Below are 19,040 nucleotides of genomic sequence, written 5' to 3'. Positions count from 1 at the left end.
GCGTCGTGTCGCTCCGCGCCGCACGTGTCAGCGCTGCGCGCGGGCGAGCGATTCGACGAAATCGATGAACGCGGTCACGCGCTTCGAGCCGCGCTGGTTCGGCAGGTACAGCGCGGTGATCACCGCGCGCGCCGAGCCCGGCGTCACGTCGTACTGATCGAACAGCCGCTGCAGGCGGCCCGCTTCGATATCCGCGTCGACGAGCCAGTCGGGCAGCAGCGCGATACCGGCGCCGTCGAGCGCGGCCTCGCGCAGCACCTCGCTGTGATTCGATTTCAGCCGGCCGGTGACGACGACCTGCGTCGTGCGTTGCGCGCCGGCGAACGTCCACGTCTGCTGGTCGACGCCGAAATGAAAGCGCAGGCACGCGTGATCGACCAGTTCGCCCGGCGTCGCGGGCGTGCCGTGCGCGTCGAGGTACGCGCGGCTCGCGACCACGTAGCGCCGGAACGTGCCGAGCGGCCGCGCGACGACTTCCGCGGTCGGGGCCGCGTCGCCGAGCCGGATCGCGACGTCGATCCGCGCGGACACGAGATCGACGCGTTCGTCGGTCAGTTGCAGGTCGAGGTCGAGCTTCGGATGGCGCGCGACGAACGCGGCGACGTGCGGCGCGATGCGTCGCAGCCCGTACGCGACCGGGACCGACACGCGCAGCGGCCCGGACGGCGCGTCGCCGCGGTCGGCCACCAGCGCGTCGGCATCGGCGAGTTCGCCGAGCACGCGTTTCGCTCGCGCATAGTAGACGGCGCCCGCGTCGGACAGCGTGACCTGCCGCGTCGTGCGGTTCAGCAGCACGGTGCCGAGCGATGCCTCGAGCGCGTCCACTGCGCGCACGACGGACGAAGCGGCGAGATCGAGCCGGCGCCCCGCGCTCGAGAAGCCGCCGGCTTCCGCTACTTCGACGAATGCGCGCAGCGCGGAGAATTTGTCCATGGGGTTGCTAGCAGGCTGTTGAAAAGCGCCTCGCTTTGATGACTGGGGCACTGTTTAAAAGGATTTCGTATGCGCTTGGCTGCCGAGTTGCCAACGAATCGCCGAAGCTGGACCGTTCGCGAGCGATCCAGCCGGCGCGTTGCCGTACGACGGCCGCGCTTGGGCGGCTCATTGCACCGCTCCTTGCGGCGGCACCACCGTCAGCATTCGCGCCATTCGAGTCAGATTGCTCGCCAGCATCGTCAGCTTGAAGTGCTGGTCGACCCGTTTGAGGCCGCGATACGCGGTCTGTCGAATCCTGCCGACGGTCTTGCCCCAGCCGAAGTGCTCTTCGATGCGTTTGCGAATCACTTGGCTAATGCCATAACCGGCGTGCCGCGAGGTGCGGCCGTCGATCGCACTGCCGCCTTGATGCGTGTCGTTGCGCGCGACGTGTGGCGTCACTTTGCGCGCTCGGCAATCCCGCACAAAGTCGCGCATGTCGTAACCCTTGTCGGCGCCGAGCGTCTTGGCGTGACGACCCGGCACGCAATCGAGCAGGCGCAACGCACTCGCGCGTTCGCCGAAACCATCAGCGTGGCTGACCACTGCGCCGACCACCAAGCCCGAGCGGTTCTCCATCAGGATGTGCCCCTGATAACAAAGGATGGCTCCGCTTTGCCGCCCCTTGCGGAACAGGCGCGCATCCGGATCGGTGCTCGATTCATGCGTGTCGTTGCTGCGCCGCTTGCCCTTCCAGTCGGTGTCGACATTGCGGCCACCGCCGGCTGGCGGATCGTCCGAACCGTCCTTGGGCCGGAAGCTCTTGTGGCTGGCCCAAGCCTGGATCAGCGTGCCATCGACCGAGAAGTGTTCTCTGGACAGCAGCCCTTGCTTGTCGGCCAGGCTCATGACTTCGGTAAAGAACGCTTCGACCACGTCGTGCTCCAGCAGTCGATCCCGGTTCTTCGAGAACACCGAGTGGTCCCACACGGCGTCTTCGATGGCCAAGCCGACGAACCAGCGGAACAGCAGGTTGTAGCGCATCTGCTCCATCAGCATGCGCTCGCTGCGTACCGAGTAGAACACCTGCAGCAACAACGCACGCAACAGCTTCTCCGGTGCAATCGACGCGCGGCCGCTGTCCGCGTAGATCGTGCCGAACAACCCGTTGAGCCGCTTCAGTGCCTGATTGACCAGCAGCCGGAGCGGCCGCAACGGGTGATCGGCCGGCACGAAATCTTCCAGCTTCACCGTCGTGAACAGCGGTTCCTGCATCTCGTCCATTCCGCGCATCGCTCTTATCTGCCCAAGGTCATGAACACGATATCTCTAACGCACCGCTCGCAACGCCCGTTTACACCGTTCCGAATTTCAACAGCCTGCTAGGGCCTGTTCACGCTAATAACGGGCTTGCGCTGGCCCCCGGAAGGGCCGAGCGCAAGGATTGCGACGAAGCGGATACTCGACGTATTCGCGAGGAGCATGACGCGGCGATCGGCCCTTCCGGGGGCAGCCCCACGAATGCATTTTTCCAAACAGGGGAACGCGCCTTTCCGCCCACATTGCGGCGTCGTGCGTCGCTTGTTTGGCACGGCCAAACGGCGCTCCTTACTCCTTGCACTGCGGGCGGAAAGGCACGTTCGCAAGCCCGTTATTAGCGTGAACAGGCCCTTGTGCGGGTCGTAACGTCGCGTTGCATGCGGTTCGCATTCTAGCGCCGGCCGGTGCGGCGGCCGCGCGCGCGTGCCGCGTCTTCAGGACAATTCAGGCGACGCTCAGGATCTTCGCCACGACGCCCGATAAGCTGCGCGACATTGCGTGTTGCACGGGTCGGTCCGTTCGTGACCGGGCGCGCGCACGGTTCGTCGCGGAGATCGCATGAAGACCCTGTTCCGGCACGCGTGCGTTGCGCATGCAGCCCGTTTGCTGATCGTGGCCGGGTGCGCGGGCCTGTCGGCGCCTGCGGCGTTCGCGCAGGCCGGCGCGCAGCCCGACGCCCACGCCAATGCGCAAACCGAAACGCAATCCGCAGCGCCAGCCCCTGGCGCGGGCCAGCAGCCTCCCGGCTTCTACCGGCAGAAGATCGGCGATTTCACGGTGATCGCGCTGTCCGACGGCACTCATCCGTTTCCGGTCGACACGGTGTTTCGCGACATCTCGAAGCACGAGATCCGGCGCGACCTCGACCGCGCGTTCCTGGAGCCGCCCGTGCAGGGGTCGATCAACGCGTTCCTGGTCGATACCGGATCGAAGCGGATCCTCGTCGATGCGGGCGCCGGCACGCTGTACGGCGACTGCTGCGGCAAGCTGATCGACGACCTGCGCGCGGCCGGCTACGCGCCCGCGCAGATCGACGAAGTGCTGCTCACGCACCTGCACAAGGACCATGTCGGCGGGATCGCGTCGAATGGCGCGATGACGTTTCCGAATGCCGTCGTGCGCGTGAACGCCGTCGAGGCCGCGTACTGGCTCGATCCCGCCAACAAGGCGCAGGCGCCGGCGTTCCTCGCGTCGTTTTTCGACGCGGCCGCCGCGGCGGTCGCCCCTTACGTCGCGGCCGGCCGCTTCAAGACGTTTCGCGGCGAAGCGACGCTCGCGCCCGGCATTCGCGCGGTGCCGATGCCCGGCCATACGCCGGGGCATACGGCTTATCTGATCGAGAGCGGCAATGCGGGCCTGCTCGCATGGGGCGACATCGTGCATGTGGCGGCGATCCAGTTGCGCGATGTCGACGCGACGGTCCAGTACGACAGCGATGCCGGCGCCGCCCGCCGTACGCGGCGGGACACGCTGAAGCGCGTCGCCGATCGACGCTATCTCGTCGGCGCCGCGCATATCGCGTTTCCGGGGCTTGGCCACCTGCGCCGCGAGGGTGCGCAATACGACTGGGTGCCGGTCAACTACGACGCGACGCCGGTGCGGTGACGGCCCGGCGTCCTTCGTCATCGCACACGAAGTGCCGTCACACCGCTTCTCCGACGGGCCGGCTACAGCGGAGAGGCCACCTCCGTGGCGGCATGCGCATGCTGCGGCATTCTGGAGGACGACGCGCCACGATGCGAATCGCTCAGGCGCGTTGCGTGTCCCGGTCCGGCGTCGACGCAAGCCACGACCGTCCGGTTCTGGATCGCGAGTCCGAGATACCGCGACGACACATCCAGCAGACATCCAGCAAAATCAACCATCATTTCGTCGTTCCCCCTGCATTCGTATCAGCAAAATCGTCATCAAGCTGCGCACGGCGTGAGCGTCGCCTGCGTCGCTGCCATCCGGGCCATGTTCGGTACAGCGGCCATTGCGCCGATCTCCTCGCGCTGCTCGCCGAAGGCGTCGAGCAAATACTCGGTCAATTTGCGTACCCGCGCGGGGAGATTGCGTCTGGACCGGTAAACGAGACAGGCTTCCAGTGGCGCCACCTGCCACGCATCGAGCACACGCACGAGTTCGCCGCGATTGAGCGCCGCTCGTGCGAGCGGGTCGGGCAGGATGGCTAGCCCCTCGCCGTCGACGGCCGCCGCGAGAAGCGCATGAGGGCAATTCGTGCGCAGCGCCGCGCGCGCGGCAAGCGTCACACTGTCCCCGGATGCTGCATGGCTGACCGTCCACACCGAATGCTGTGCGCCCGTCGCGAGGCAAGCTTCGGCAGGCACATCGAGCGGGTGAGCGAGATCGTTGGTCCGTTCGAGCCACGCAGGACTCGCATAGAGCCCGAGCGGCACGGCCGCGAGCGATCGCGCGATGCACGACGACGGCGCCGAACGACCGACGACGATCGCGAGGTCGGCAAGATCGCCGAGCGTGTCGGCCAGGTGATCGACGCGCCGCACGTCGACCCGTACTTTCGGCCAGGCGCGCATGAAGCGGACCAGGACGGAAGTGAGGCGGGCGGTATCGAAGATTGCCGGCACCTCGATGCGGACGTTACCCGCGCAATCGCCGGCTTCGTCGCTGCCGGTACGCGCGAGGTCTTCATAGGAGGACAGGACGCCCGTGACGCGCTCGAGCACCGCATGGCCCGCCGTGGTCAACGCGACGCGGCGCGTGGTCCGGTTGAAGAGCTGCACGCCGAGCATCGTTTCGAGATCCTGCACCGCGCGGCTCACCGACGGTACGCCAAGATTGGTGGCGTCCGCTGCCCGCGTGAAACTGCCGTGGTCCGCCACTGCCTTGAATACCTCCAGTGCTTTCAGACGCTCCATATCGACCTCCGATCATTGATTGGCTTGCATGGAGCCATATTGGCGGGCAGACGCGCATCGGGCCAGTTACGACTTGTTAAGCGTTGCTAAGTCGGCGCCCGGATCCGTGCCAATCGTCGTCGGCTGCAACAAAGCGGTTTTTTTAAGATCTTTTAAGGGCGCGTACTGAGCTTTTGAGTAATGATTGGCTGTTTTTGCGTCAGTGTGCGCGCCCAGCGCACCGTATTGGTCGACACGGCCGACCCTCAACCCGCGCGACGACGCTCTCGATGACCGCTCCTTACAGCCTCGCGTTCGGCCCCTTTACGCTGCAATTCCCGCAACGAATCCTGCTCAAGGACGGGACGCCGCTGAAAATCGGCAGCCGCGCGCTCGACATTCTCGTCGTACTCGTCGAGCAGGCAGGCGTGCTGGTCTCGACGCGCAATCTGTGCGACAGCGTCTGGGTCGACAACGTCGTCGAGGAAGGCGCGCTGCGCGTGCATCTGTCGGCGTTGCGCAAGGTGCTCGGTGACGGACCGGACGGCGCGCGTTACATCGTCAACGAACCCGGACGCGGCTATCGTTTCGCGGCGCCCGTTACCCGTGCCGACGCAGTGGACCCTGCCGCACCACGGCCCCATACGCACGCCGCCCAGCCTTCCAACGGGTCCGAAAGCGGTTCACGCGGTCTACCGGTCACGCTCGCTCGCGTGATAGGCCGCGAGGACGTCATCGCAGGTCTGACCGACCACTTGCCCGAGCGACGCTTGCTCACCATCGCCGGCCCGGGAGGCATGGGCAAGACGACGGTAGCCGTGGCCATCGCGCATCGCTTCGCCCAGCGCACCGGCATGCGCGCCGTGTTCGTCAATTTCGCGCCGGTTTCCGCGGCCGCGAGCGCGGCCAGTACGATCGCCTCGGCGCTCGGCGTGGCCGTCTCCAGCGGCGATCCGGTACCCGATCTCATCCAGGCGCTCGGGGCGTCGCCGGTGCTGCTGGTGCTGGACAACTGCGAGCATCTGATCGATGCCGTTGCCGTGCTCGCCGAGCAACTGCTGCAAGGCGCGCCGGGCGTGCATCTGCTGGTCACGAGCCGCGAGCCGCTGCGCGCGGAAGGCGAATCCGTCCATCGCCTCGCCGCGTTGCCGTCGCCCGAAACGGTCGCAGGCGTGAGCCTCCACGATGCCGTGCAGTTCCCGGCGATCGCGCTGTTTCAAGACCGTGCGCGCGCCGCCAATGACCGGTTCGCGTTGAGCGACGCGAATCTGGCCGCCGTGATCGATATTTGCCGACGGCTCGACGGCATCCCGCTCGCGATCGAGTTTGCGGCGGCGCGCGTCGGCCTGATGGACGTGCATTCGATTGCAGCGCGGCTCGACGACCGTTTCGCGCTGCTCACGCAGGGCCGCCGCACGGCGCTTCCGCGCCAGCAGACGCTGCGCGCGACGCTCGACTGGAGCTATGAATTGCTCCGGCCGGAGGAGCGCCAGGTGCTGCGCCGCCTCTCGGTCATGCGGGCCGCGTTCGGCATGGATGCCGCGGCGGCTGTCGCGGCCGGTGGCGACGTCGATGAACTCGCCGCCTTCGACGCCGTCACCGGCCTGATCGCCAAGTCGCTGATCGCCTGCGCGATCGACGATCCGGACCATCCGTATCGACTGCTCGACACGACGCGCCATTACGCATATATGCGACTTGAAGAGGCGGACGAACTCGACGACGCGCGCCGCCGCCATGCGCTGTACTGCTGCGCGATCTTTGCCGACCCCGTGGCGGCGTGGGAAGGCAAGGCGCCGCGCCAGTGGCTTGCGATTCACAGCCAGCGAATCGACGACGTGCGAGCCGCGTTCGATTGGGCGGCCGCGCAGGATCGCGAGCCGCAGCTCGCGATCGACCTGCTGATCGCGACGGCGCCGCTGTGGTTTCATCTTTCGCTCCCTCACGAGTTCCTCCGGATGGCCGAGCGCGCGATCGCCGCGGCGGAAAACTCGGATCTGGCGGGCAAGGCGCAGCATATCGAGCTGCTCGCCGCGTACGGTCACGCGCTGTGGCACACGCGTGGGCCGACGGCGGCGATGGCGAACGCATTCGACGCCGCACAGGCCGCCGCGCAGCGCCTCGGCGACGACCGGCTCGCATTGCGCATGCGGTGGGGCGTGTGGGCGCATCGCACGCTCGCGGGCGCGTACACGGAAAGCCTCGAACATGCGCGTGCGTTTCGCGCTGCCGCCGCACGGACGGGTGATTTTTCGACGACGCAAACCGCCGACCGGATGTGTGCGCTGTCACATCACTTCCTCGGGGACCACGATATCGCGCGCGCGTTGATCGAAGCGGTGATGGCGCGCGACAAGGATCCGGTGCGCGCGACGCACGCGAATCACGCGCAGGTCGACGCGCATATCGCTGCGATTTCCATTCTGATGCGCATTCTGTGGCTGCAGGGCGAGACCGACGCGGCGATGGCGCTCGCGCGCGACTGCGCGACGGAGGCGCTCGCGATCGATCACGATCTGACCGTCTGTTATGGGCTCGCGATCGGCTCGATCGCCGTCGCGACATGGGAAGGCGAAGTGGCGCTTGCGCGCGAATGGACCGCGCGGCTTCGCGAGCGCACGCGCCGGCGCGGTCTCGCGTATTGGGACAAATGGGGCGAGGGCTTCGAGGCCATTCACGAAGGCAGACCTGTCACGCCGGCGGGCGCCACCCCGATGCAACTCGAAGTGTTCGCACGCGCCGGCGACGCAGCGAGCGCACACGCATTGATCGAAGCGGGACGGGCGGACACGCCGTCGTGGTTGCAGGGGCATTTGCAGGAGGCCGCGGCAACGCGCGGTGTGCGGACCTGAAGCGACGGCAAATCGGCTCGAAGCGCGCGTCGGTAGCCTGAATGCCTTGCTGGACATGGGCTTAACGGCTCTTAGCAACGCTTAACTGTGGCTCGTGCGGGAATCCGATGAAAATTTGATCTGTCGACGGCCAACGGCGCCGGATCGACAAGCAAGCTCACTCATCGGAAACTGCGCCATGAACGATTTCACGTCTGCCCGTCTGCCCGAAGACGCCGCACCGGGCCTGATCAGATCCGCGGACTCGTATCCGGTTCTCGATGCGGAAACGCAATCGTTCGTCGACCATGCCGCCGAGGCAGGGGTTCCGGCAGAGCGTTTGCGCGAATGGGCAAACGGCGATGCGACGGACGCGATACACGCCGAAGAAATCGCGCTGACAGCGGGTGCTGCGGATCCGGGCTTCACGATACGGATCGTGCGGCCGCCGCAGGCGGCGCCCACTCCGCTGCCCGCCGTGCTCTTCCTGCCGGACGGCGCGAGTTTCGCGGGTGGCCAAAGCGACAACCGGCTGGCGCGCAGGATCGCCACCGACGCCGAGGCGGCCGTCGTACTGGTCGATTACACGTCCGCGCCCGCTGCGTGCTTTCAGACCCAAAACGAGCAGGCATTCGCCGCGCTCGTTCATCTGCAGGAGCACGCACGGGCATTGAATCTCGACGGAGGTGCCCTCATCGTCGCGGGCGAAGGCACGGGCGGTCATCTCGTCGCCACCCTCGCGCTGCTCGTCAAGGCGCGCCGCGGCCCCCGTATCGCGCTTCAGATCATGCTGTGTCCGACGCTTTCCGCAAGCACGGCGGGCGCGTCGGCAGCGAGATATGCGGGCGGTCCGAGCTTGACCACACAGACCACGGGCATGCGTGCACGGACGCGCTTTCCGTCGGACAACCTCGGCGAAACAATCGCAATGCCGCTAAACGCGAGTTACACGGATCTCGAAGACCTGCCGCCCGCGCTGATCGTCACGGCCGAAAACGATGTCGCGCGTGACGACGGCGAAGCCTACGCCCGCAAGCTGATGCTCGCCGGGGTGCGTGTCAGCGCGGTTCGCTGCCTCGGCACGATTCACGATTTCACGGTGCTCGATGGCCTCGCCGACACGCCGCCCGCCGAGGCGGCATTGCGATTGGCATGCGGCACGATCCGCGCGACGCTACGCGGACACTGAATATGGGACAGATCGATATGTCAGTCGAGTGCATTGACGAACGCCGCAGCTCAACCTTCCCCTCTCCTCAGGAAGTCGAGCAGCAGCGCGTGTCCATCATAACGATTAAGTTGCCCTCGGTTGGGGGACGTCCTCTAATTCAGGCGTGACCGACTCGCCTCGGTATTCGGTGGCGTCTGCAATAACTCGGGCGGTGCACTCGTGCAACGTGGTCCTGCATACACGCAAATGTCGGTCTATGTCGCCAAACCCGCGTTGAAGCAGCATTACATGGACCTGGATCCGTGCAATTGCTTCAATCCCGGCATGGGACATACATCCAGATTCGCGAACTACCGGGAAGGCGGATCGATGGGAGCAGCGCCAGGCCTATATGCTTCAGCGCGACCGTGCGCGCCGCCACGCGCCGGGCGGATGGCCGACGATCCGCGCGAACACGCGGTTGAGATGGCTCTGGTCGGCGAAGCCGCACGCGACCGCGATGTCGGCCAGCGTCATGTCGGACGTCTCGATCAGCTCGCGTGCGCGCGTCACGCGCTGTTCGAGCAGCCACTGGTGCGGCGTGCGGCCGGTCGTGCGCGAGAACGCGCGGATGAAATAGCCGCGCGACAGGTCGCATTCGTTCGCCACTTCCTCGATCGATACGCCGAGGTCCGCCTTTTCCATCAACAGCTCCTGGGCGCGCGCCACCTTCGCGGCAGACAGCACGCCCTTGCGCTCGAGCTCGCGCGTGCGCGCGCTGCCGTAGCGGCGCAGCAGATGCGTGCCCATCGCGAGCCCGATCTGCTCGATGAACAGCGCGTTCAGCGGGCCGCCCGCGTCGAGGCTGTCGGCCACCGCGTGCGCGAGATGGCCGAGCACCGGGTCGCGTACGTCGGGGCGGCACGTGAGGCCGCCGATCGATTGGCCGCCGTGCTCGGGGCCGACGTGTTCGAGATACGCATGCGGCAGCTCGACCAGCACGAAGTCGAAGTTGCCGTACAGATCCGCGTGGAAATGGCGCGAGAAATCGCGAATGTAGATCGAGTGATGCTGGAACCGGCGCTCGCTCGCGCCGGCGCGCCCATAGAGCGTGCGGCGGTGGCCGCCGCTCAGCGACACGCCGACCAGGAAGCCGCGGTCGCACGGCGGCATCTCGATGCGTTCGACGTGCGCCTCGCGCATGCATTTGCGGTGCAGCCTCAGGCCGCCGGATGCCGTCTCGACATCCTTTGCCAGCAGGCTCGACACGCAGCCGAGCGTGTCTTTCGGCCGCCGCGGAGGCGATGCCACCGGCGCGGCGATGACGGAGTCTGACATGGAATTCCCCAGCGAGGGACTCGGAACATGAAATGACGAGTCCAGTTTAGATGCGCACGCGAACGTTCAAAATGAATTTGCATAAACGTCCGCTCGCCATCCTGACAAATTGCTTTCAATGCGTGGGCGCGGCGAGTGCGCCACCCGGCTCAACGCCTGCGCGAGCGGCCCGGCAGAGTATAGCGCCCCACTTTTACACGCAAGTGATCGTGCCGGTCGCGCCCGCCCGAAATGCGCGGGCAGAGCGCATTTTCCTTCAAGATTTTCGATGGCCATCCGTCTACACTCGGTCCGGAATTCGACATTTTCCGTCCGGTGCAACGGCGCGCCGGACGCGGACTTCCTGCCGGGTGAACTGCCGCGTTCATCGGGCAGCCATCCCGAGGGAACCGGAGGCGGCCATGATCCAGATCGGAACTTTGTCTGTGGATTTCGAGCAACGCGACATTCGCCAGCACGGCGCGTCGCTGCGCATCGGCGCGCGCGCGCTCGACATTCTCGAAGTCCTGCACCGCGCGAGCGGTTCGGTCGTGTCGAAGGACGACATCATGGACGCGGTCTGGCCGGGCCTGATCGTCGAGGAAAACCGGCTTCAGGTGCATGTGGCGACGCTGCGCAAGGCGCTCGGCGCGAGCCGCGATCTGATCAAGACGGTGCCCGGGCGCGGCTACCTGCTGGTGGCGAGCGCGTCGTCCGGCCCGGACCTCGTACCCGTGGTCGACGCGCCGGCCGTCGTCGCCTCGCCCGATACGCCCGATGTACCCGATGCGCCCGCGTCGTCGCTGCTCGCGCCGCTCGTCGGGCGCGACGCCGAACTCGCGCAGATCGTCGACATGCTCGAACGCACGCCGGTCGTCACGCTCGTCGGCGCGGGCGGCATCGGCAAGACGAGTCTGGCCGTGCGCGTCGCGCACGGCGTGCGCAGCCGCTCGCGCGAGCGCGTGCTGTTCGTCGAACTGGCGCGCGCGTCGACGCGCGACGACATGCTGATCGCGCTCGCCGCCGAGCTCGGCCTCGACACGCCCGGCGTGCCCGCCATCGACCGCATCGGCGACGCGTTCGCGACGTCGCGCTGCCTGCTCGTGCTCGACAACGCGGAGCACATCGTCGATCTGGTGGCGAGCCTCGTCGAAACGCTGACGTCGAGCGCCGGCTCGCTGCGCGTGCTCGTGACGAGCCGCGAGCCGCTGCACATCTCGGCCGAGGCGGTGCTGCGCATGAGCCCGCTCGTGGTGCCGGACGGCAACGCGTCCGCCGACGAAATCGTCCGCTGCTCGGCCGTCGAGCTGTTCCTCGAACGCGTGCGCGCGGCCGCGCCGGATTGCAGGGTCGACGAAGCCGGCGTGCGGCTGATCGGCGACATCTGCCGGCGCCTCGACGGGCTGCCGCTCGCGATCGAACTGGCCGCGGCGCGCGTGGCGACGCTCGGGCTCGCGGTCGTCGCGTCGCGTCTCGACGACCGGCTGAACCTGCTGACGGGCGGGCTGCGCTCGGCGCTGCCGCGTCATCAGACGCTGCGCGCGACGTTCGACTGGAGCTACGTGCTGCTCGATCGGCCCGCGCGCGCGCTGTTTCGCCGGATGGGGTGCTTCATCGGGCCGTTTTCGTTCGATGCCGCGTACGCGGTCGCCACCGAGCCCGGCACGTCGGCCGCGGACATGATCGCGGTGCTCGGCGAACTGGTGGCGAAATCGCTGGTGACCGTCGAGTTTCATGGTGCGTATGCGCGCTACCGGCTGACCGAATCGACGCGCGCGTACGCGCTCGAAAAGCTGCACAACGAAGGCGAGTTCGAGCGCATCGTCGCGCGCCATGCGGCGTACGAGCGCGAGCGCGCGCCCGTGCGGCTCGTCGCGCCCGTGACGCCCGCCGACGTGCCGCCTGCCGATGCGCGCGCGCTGGCCGTGGACGAACCGATGGACGAAGCGGTAGACGAACCGGCGGACGCCGCCGAGGCCGCAGCCGTGCCCGAGCCCGACCGGCTGGCGCGCGCGCTGCTGGAGCCGTCGCGAATGCGCGCATGCACGGCGCGCGCGAGAGAGGTGCTCGACGAACTCGACACGGGCGCGGCAGACCCGGTCGACGCCGCGCGCGAGATGCGGCTGCGGGCGGCCTGCGCGTCGGCGCTGCTGCATACGGACGGCGACGCGCTGGCCGCCGCCGCGATGTGGGACCGCACGCTCGGTCTCGCCGCGCACATCGGCGACGATGCGTTCGACGCGCGCGCGCTGGTCGGGCTGTGGAACACGATGCTGACGCTGTCGGACATTCACGAATCGCTGCGCTACGCGACGCGCTTCGAGCGCGCGGCCGAGCGGCGCGGCGACCGGTCGCAGCGGTTGCTGGCGAACACGATGGTCGCGACGTCGTTGCATTACTTCGGCGAGCATGCGCAGGCGCGCGAGCGGCTGGAAGCGGCGACGGCCGAGCTCGCCGACGTGGGCGAATCGCCGTGCGCGCAGGCCGCGCTGGGCGTCGACATGGCGACGCTGGGCCGCACGATGCTGATCCGTCTGCTGTGGATGCAAGGCGAGCCGGAGCACGCGATGCGCGTCGCCGCGCAAGCGGTCGAGCATGCGCGCCGCGGCCCGTCGCCGCTCGCGTTGTGCATCGTGCTCGGCGCGGCCGCCGTGCCGATCGCGCTGCGCTACGGCGATCACGACATCAGCTCCGACTATCTCGCGACGCTGCGCGCGACCGCCGACGCGCACGGTTTCGACATCTGGCGCAGTCACGCCGAATGCCTGACCGGTCAGTTCGACGTCCAGGCCGGCCATCCCGGCGCCGGGCTCGCGCGCCTCGAACCGGCGCTGCGGCGCGTCGAGGCGAGCGGCTTCCGGCGCGTGCTCGCGCCGTTGACCGTCGCGTACGCGGAAGGCCTCGTGCGGACCGGCCGCGCGGATGAAGCATGCACCCGGCTCGATGCGACGCTCGCGCGCTGCCGCGCGCACGGCGAGCACCTGTTCGTCCCCGAACTGCTGCGCGTGAGAGGCGTCGCGATGCTCGAGCAGGCGCGCACCGTCGGCGCGGATCTCGCCGTCGCGTACGAGGCGGACGGACATCGTCATCTGCAGATGGCGATCCAGACCGCGAACGCGCAGGGCGCCGCGATGTGGGCGCTGCGCGGTTCGCTCGATCTCGCCGATCACCTGATCGAGCGCGGCCACACCGCGCAGGCGTCGGCGCTCGTCGCCGGAGTCGCGCGGCACTTCGATCCGCATTCGCGCGCCCACGACGTGCGCCGCTTGCTGCGCGTGCAGAACTTCGTCCGTCCGGATGCGCCGCCCGCGCCGTGCCTGACGCATGCACGACGCGATGCCGCCGACGCGGCGCAGCAGGCGGCATGACGATGCGCGAATCCGGTACGGCAGTGCGGCCGCGCGATCGCAGCATGCGTGCCGACGCGCGCGCCGCGGGAAGCCGCGCGTGTCGTGCGGTGTCGCGCGCGGGCGCGCACGGGAGACCCGACGGTGCTTAGAGCGACGGAACCCGCGCGTTCGGCGGACCTCGTCGTGTTCAACGGCAAGATCGCGACCCAGGACGAACAGCGCTCGTTCGTCCGCGCGCTCGCCGTGAAGGACGGGACCATCGTCGCGACCGGCGACGATCGCGACGTGCTGCGCCATGCGCACGACGACACGACCCGAATCGATCTGAACGGCCGTACCGTGATTCCGGGCCTGATCGACGCGCACCTGCAGGCGATCCGCGGCGGCATGAACTTCAACCTCGAGGTGCGCTGGGACGGCGTACCGTCGCTCGCCGACGCGCTCGAGCTGCTCGGCCGTCAGGTCCGCCGCACGCCCGCGCCGCACTGGGCGCGCGTGGCGGGCGGCTGGACCGCGCTGCAGTTCGTGGAAAAGCGCGGCCCGACGGCGGCCGAGCTCAACGCGATCGCACCCGACACGCCGGTGTTCATCCAGCATCTGGCCGACAGCGCGTGGCTGAATGCGGCCGCGCTGCGCGCGCTCGGCTACGGGCGCGACACGCCCGATCCGCCCGGCGGCGAGTTGCGGCGCGACCGCCATGGGCGGCCGACCGGGCTGCTGCTCGCGCGCCCGGACCCGGCGGTGCTCGGCGCGGCGCTCGCCCGCGCGCCGATGCTCGATGCGGACGACCGCGTCAACTCGACGCGGCAGTTCATGCGCGCGCTGAACCGCGTCGGCGTGACGAGCGCGATCGACGCCGGCGGCGACGGTCTCGCGTATCCGGACGACTATGCGGCGGTCGCGACGCTCGCGCGGCGCGGCGAATTGACGACGCGCATCGCGTATGCGCTGGGCGCGCGGCACGCGGGCCGCGAGCTCGACGACTTCGCGACATGGATCGCGCTGACGGCACCCGACCGCGGCGACGCATTCCTGCGCACGAGCGGCGCGGGCGAGCGGCTGCTGTGCTCGGCCGTCGATCTCGGGAATTTTCTCGAACCGCGCGTCGACCTGCCCGCGTCGGTCGACGCGGAGCTGGCGGCGATCGTCCGGCTGCTGGTGCGTCACCGCTGGCCGTTCCGGCTGCATGCGACCTACGACGAATCGATCGGCCGCTTCCTCGACGTATTCGAAGCGATCGATCGCGACACGCCGTTCGACGGGCTGCGCTGGAGCTTCGACCGCTGCGAGACGATTTCGGATGCCAATATCGCGCGCGTCGCGGCGCTCGGCGGCGGCATCACCGTGCAGCCGCGCATGGCGTTCCAGGGCGAAGCGTTCATCGCGCGCCATGGGGCGGCGGCGGCCACGCGCGCGCCGCCGATCCGCGCGATGCTCGCGGCCGGGCTGCCGGTCGGCGCCGGTTCGGGCGCGACGGGCGCGGCGAGCTACAACCCGTTCGTCGCACTGTACTGGATGGTGTCGGGGCGCAGCGTGGGCGGCACCGCGCTGTATCCGGCGCGCAACCGGCTCGGCCGGATGGAGGCGCTGCGCCGCTACACGGTCGGCAGCGCGTGGTTCTCCGCGGACGAGCATCGCAAGGGCGCGCTGGTGCCCGGCCGATACGCCGACTTCGCGGTGCTGAGCGACGACTACTTCACGGTCGACGCGCGGCGTATCCCGACGTTGTCGTCGGTGCTGACGGTCGTCGACGGCAAGGTCGTGCACGCGGAGCAGGAATTCTCGCCGCTGGCGCCGCCGCCGCCGCCCGTCAGCCCCGTATGGTCGCCGGTCGCCGCAGGCGGCGTCGCCGATGCGGCGGGCGCCGGCGGCCGCGACGCGCCGCACGCGTCGGCGGCGGGCGACGCATGCGCGGCGCCCGGCATCGATGCGTGCCGCGCGCGCGGTCACGGACGCCGCTTCGCGCGGTCGCGCTATCCGACCGCAAGCGCGGCCGCCGAACGCTGCGAAGCCTTCGGCCGCTGCTGCGTCGCGTTTTGAGCGGCGCGTGCCGGTGCGCGACGCACGCCGCCGTGCATTGAACGATTTTCCGCCCCGTGCGCGGGGCATGAAGGAGACAGGATGAATGCTGCGCACCCGCGCGCATCGGCCACCGGCGACGAAGTGGCCGGCGTTCGCATTCCGCGCACGCCCGTTGCGGTCGAGGCAGCCGACGCGGCCCGCGCGTCGTTGCCCGCCGCGCTCGTCGATCACGCGGCGCGCGTGTTCGTGTTCGCATCGCTCGCCGCGCGGCGTGCGGGCGACGCGTGCGATGCCGATGCACTGTATGTCGCCGCGATGTACGCCAACATGGGGCTGAGCCCGGCGTACGGCCGTTCGACCGAACGCTACGAGCTCGACGGCGCGGATGCCGCGCACGCGTTGCTGCTGCGGCATCGCCGGTCGCGGCGCATGCGCGACGACGTGTGGCACGCGATCGCGCTGCATACGACGCCGGGCGTGGCCGTCCGCGCGTCGCCGCTCGCGCGCGCATTGGCGTGCGCGGTGTCGACGGACCTGATGGCGACCGACTTCGACGCGTACATGGCCCACGAGCGCGACGCGCTCCTTGCCGCGTATCCGCGCGCTGGCGATTTCCCCGAAGCGTTTCTCGACCTGGTCGCGCGCGGCGTCGCGCACCGGCCGCAGTCGACCTTCGGCACGTGGAGCGCCGACGTGCTCGAACGCGCGGATCCGGATTTTCATCGGCCGAATTTCTGCGGCCGCGTGCTGGGCGCGCGGTGGAACGACATGTGACGGCCCCGGTCGAGCGTGCGGCAGCCGCACGCTCGACCGGCTGCGGCGCGCGGCCGCGCGCGGGATGCCGCACGTGGCGCGCCGCATGTGCGGGTCACGCGTGCGACGGCGCCGCATCGTACCGCGCATAGTCGACGTAGCCGGCGCGGTCGCCGCCGTACCAGCCGGCGGCCTTCGGCTCCGCGAGCGGTGCGCGGGCCGCGATGCGCTCGACGAGATCCGGGTTCGCGATATACGCGCGCGCAAACGCGACGAGATCGGCGTCGCCCGCGTCGATCAGCGCGTTCGCCGCGTCCGGCGAAATGCCGCCGTTGACGATCAGCGTGCCATGGAACGACCGGCGCGCGTGCTCGACGATGCGCGGCAGATCGGGCTCGCCGCTCCAGCCGTTGGTGTCGGCCGCGTGCAGGTACGCGACGCCCGCCGCGTCGAGCATCCGGCCGACGTACGCGAGCGTCGCGTCCGGATCGGCGTCGCGCACGTTGTTGTATTTCGCGTACGGCGAGATGCGCACGCCGACGCGGTTCAGCGGCATCACGCCGCCGACCGCGTCGACGATTTCCTCGAGAAAGCGCGCGCGGTTCGCGACCGAACCGCCGTAGCGATCGTCGCGGCGGTTCAGCGTCGACGACAGGAACTGGTGCGGCAGATAGCCGTTGGCCGCATGGATCTCGACGCCGTCGAAGCCCGCGGCCATCGCGTGCGCGGCGGCCTGCCGGAATTCGTCGACGGCCGCGACGACTTCATCGGTCGTCATCGCGCGCGACGGCGTCGCATGAATCTTCGTGTAGTAGCCGTTCTGCAACTGCGCCCACACCTGCAACTGTTCGAGGTCGTCGTTCACGCCGGACGGCGACAGCGGCGCGGCGCCGCCGAGCAGCGTCAGCGAACTGACGCGGCCGCCGTGCCACAGCTGCGCGAAGATGCGGCCGCCGTTCGCATGGACGGCGTCGGTGACGGTTTTCCACGCGGCGGCTTGCGCATCGTCGACGAGACCGGGCGTCAGCTCGAATGCGGCGGACGCCGGGCTGACGTTGGTGGCCTCGGTCACGATCAGGCCGGCCGACGCGCGCTGCGCGTAGTACTCGGCCATCAGTTCGGTGGGCAGGCCGCGGGACGGCGCGCGCGAGCGCGTCATCGGCCCCATCACGACGCGGTTCGGCAGCGCGAGGCCGCGCAGATCGTAGGCACTGAGCAGGGAAGACATGATGGACTCCTGTGGTTCGACGGGGAGCGGGGCGGCTTTGCGCCCCGCGAACGGATCGATTCGATGGGTGACGATGGATCAACCCGCGGCGTGACGTTGCGCGTGCGGCCGCCCGACGAGCAGGTAGTGGCCGAGCGCGACGATCGGGAACGCGCCGGCCACCGCGGCGACGAGCGGCCAGCCGCCGTGTTCGTACAGCGGGCTCGCGAGCGCGGAGCCGATGGCGCCGCCGACGAAGATGCTCGTCATGTACAGCGCATTGAGCCGGTTGCGGCTCGCCGCATGCAGCGCGTAGATCTCGCGCTGGCCGAGCACCATGTTCATCTGCACCGCGAAGTCGAGCACGATGCCGGTGACGACGAGCCCGTACAGGCCGGCGCCGTGCACGACCCCGACCGCATACGCGAGCGCGCCGGCAACCAGCGCGATCAGCGTCGCGCGCACCGTATGGCCGGCATCCGCGAGGCGTCCGGCCACCGGCGCCGACGTCGCGCCGATCGCGCCGACCAGCGCGAACAGGCCGATCGCCGATTGCGACAACCCGTAGTGACGCGTCAGCTCGACGGGCACGGCGGTCCAGAACAGGCTGAACGACGCGAACATCAGGCCCTGGTAGAACGCGCGGTGACGCAGCACCGGCATCGTGCGAACGAGGTGCAGCAGCGAGCCGATCAGTTCGAAATAGGTTGCGCGATGATCGGGCTGGCGCGACGGAATCGTCAGCGCGAGCACGGCCGTGACGAGCGTCATCAGCACGGCCGCGGCCGCGAACACGAAGCGCCAGCCGAACGCGTCGGCGACGACGCTCGACAGCGGCCGCGCGAGCAGGATGCCGAGCAGCAGCCCGCTCATGATCGTGCCGACGACGCGGCCGCGCGAATGGTCGGGCGCGAGGTGCGCGGCGAGCGGCACGAGGATCTGCACGGCCACCGAGCTGAACCCGATCAGCAGCGAAATCGCGAGGAAGAGCCCGGGCGTGCGCACGAACGCGGCCGCCGCGAGGCTCGCGATCGACACGATGGCCGTCACGATCATCAGCTTGCGGTTTTCGAGCAGGTCGCCGAGCGGCACGATGAAGAACAGCCCGAGCGCGTAGCCGATCTGCGTCAGCGACACGATCAGGCTCGCCGTGTTGCCGGACATGTGCAGGCTCGGCGCGATGAGCTCGGTGATCGGCTGTGCGTAATACAGGTTCGCGACGATCGCGCCGCAGCTGAACGCGAACAGCAGGATCAGCCCCTGCGTGAGTTTGACGCCGTGCGCGGGCGGCGCGAGCGGTGTTGAATCCGTTGACAT

12 protein-coding genes and 1 pseudogene are annotated in these 19,040 nt (G+C 68.9%); 7 read left to right on the top strand and 6 right to left on the bottom strand.

The features are described from left to right. Window positions 1-27 precede the first annotated feature (27 nt). Entirely contained in the window at window positions 28-933 is a 906-nt protein-coding gene (locus GJG85_RS34360; RefSeq protein ID WP_050018288.1) for a LysR family transcriptional regulator, read from the bottom strand. A gap of 168 nt (window positions 934-1,101) precedes the next feature. Beyond that, window positions 1,102-2,199 (bottom strand): IS5-like element ISButh6 family transposase, encoded by a 1,098-nt coding sequence (locus GJG85_RS34355; RefSeq protein WP_080334439.1) that lies wholly within the window; start codon window positions 2,197-2,199, stop codon window positions 1,102-1,104. A 594-nt stretch (window positions 2,200-2,793) separates the two neighbouring features. Between GJG85_RS34355 and GJG85_RS34350 the strand changes: the two genes are divergently transcribed. After that, the gene (locus GJG85_RS34350; RefSeq protein WP_124557075.1) at window positions 2,794-3,840 is read left to right on the top strand and encodes an MBL fold metallo-hydrolase; all 1,047 of its coding nucleotides are present in this window, start codon (window positions 2,794-2,796) and stop codon (window positions 3,838-3,840) included. 302 nt (window positions 3,841-4,142) lie between these two features. Here the strand turns inward: GJG85_RS34350 and GJG85_RS34345 are convergent, their stop codons facing one another. Continuing rightward, entirely contained in the window at window positions 4,143-5,114 is a 972-nt protein-coding gene (locus GJG85_RS34345; RefSeq protein ID WP_050014118.1) for a LysR family transcriptional regulator, read from the bottom strand. Between the two features lie 269 nt (window positions 5,115-5,383). Here GJG85_RS34345 and GJG85_RS34340 point away from each other — a divergent pair, with 269 nt between their 5' ends. The 3 genes and pseudogenes from GJG85_RS34340 to GJG85_RS35165 form a co-directional block, all read left to right on the top strand. Then, window positions 5,384-7,945 (top strand): winged helix-turn-helix domain-containing protein, encoded by a 2,562-nt coding sequence (locus GJG85_RS34340; protein WP_050014119.1) that lies wholly within the window; start codon window positions 5,384-5,386, stop codon window positions 7,943-7,945. Window positions 7,946-8,123: 178 nt separating this feature from the next. Then, window positions 8,124-9,113, top strand: coding sequence for an alpha/beta hydrolase fold domain-containing protein (locus tag GJG85_RS34335; protein ID WP_239469021.1), 990 nt, complete (start codon window positions 8,124-8,126; stop codon window positions 9,111-9,113). A 156-nt stretch (window positions 9,114-9,269) separates the two neighbouring features. Continuing rightward, window positions 9,270-9,443, top strand: a pseudogene (locus tag GJG85_RS35165) (hypothetical protein); the annotation flags it as partial. A gap of 48 nt (window positions 9,444-9,491) precedes the next feature. Here the strand turns inward: GJG85_RS35165 and GJG85_RS34325 are convergent. Next, the gene (locus tag GJG85_RS34325) at window positions 9,492-10,412 is read right to left on the bottom strand and encodes an AraC family transcriptional regulator (protein WP_050014121.1); all 921 of its coding nucleotides are present in this window, start codon (window positions 10,410-10,412) and stop codon (window positions 9,492-9,494) included. A gap of 401 nt (window positions 10,413-10,813) precedes the next feature. Between GJG85_RS34325 and GJG85_RS34320 the strand changes: the two genes are divergently transcribed. From GJG85_RS34320 to GJG85_RS34310, 3 genes are all read left to right on the top strand, one after another. Further along, a complete protein-coding gene (locus GJG85_RS34320; protein ID WP_176016167.1) occupies window positions 10,814-13,759 on the top strand; it encodes a winged helix-turn-helix domain-containing protein in 2,946 nt (981 codons plus the stop codon). A gap of 123 nt (window positions 13,760-13,882) precedes the next feature. Then, on the top strand, window positions 13,883-15,781 hold the full coding sequence (locus GJG85_RS34315) for an amidohydrolase (RefSeq protein WP_050014175.1): 1,899 nt from the start codon (window positions 13,883-13,885) through the stop codon (window positions 15,779-15,781). Window positions 15,782-15,862: 81 nt separating this feature from the next. Then, the gene (locus GJG85_RS34310) at window positions 15,863-16,537 is read left to right on the top strand and encodes a hypothetical protein (protein WP_050014123.1); all 675 of its coding nucleotides are present in this window, start codon (window positions 15,863-15,865) and stop codon (window positions 16,535-16,537) included. 94 nt (window positions 16,538-16,631) lie between these two features. Here GJG85_RS34310 and GJG85_RS34305 read toward each other — a convergent pair whose 3' ends face one another. Further along, window positions 16,632-17,744, bottom strand: a complete 1,113-nt coding sequence (locus tag GJG85_RS34305; RefSeq protein ID WP_124639746.1) for an alkene reductase — start codon at window positions 17,742-17,744, stop codon at window positions 16,632-16,634. 78 nt (window positions 17,745-17,822) lie between these two features. Then, a complete protein-coding gene (locus tag GJG85_RS34300) occupies window positions 17,823-19,040 on the bottom strand; it encodes an MFS transporter (protein WP_204384617.1) in 1,218 nt (405 codons plus the stop codon).

It is taken from the genome of Burkholderia sp. MS389, assembly GCF_016899425.1.
GTDB classification, from domain to species: domain Bacteria; phylum Pseudomonadota; class Gammaproteobacteria; order Burkholderiales; family Burkholderiaceae; genus Burkholderia; species Burkholderia sola.
Note: the sequence above shows the minus strand (reverse complement) of the source record. Positions and strands in the feature narration are given on the sequence as shown.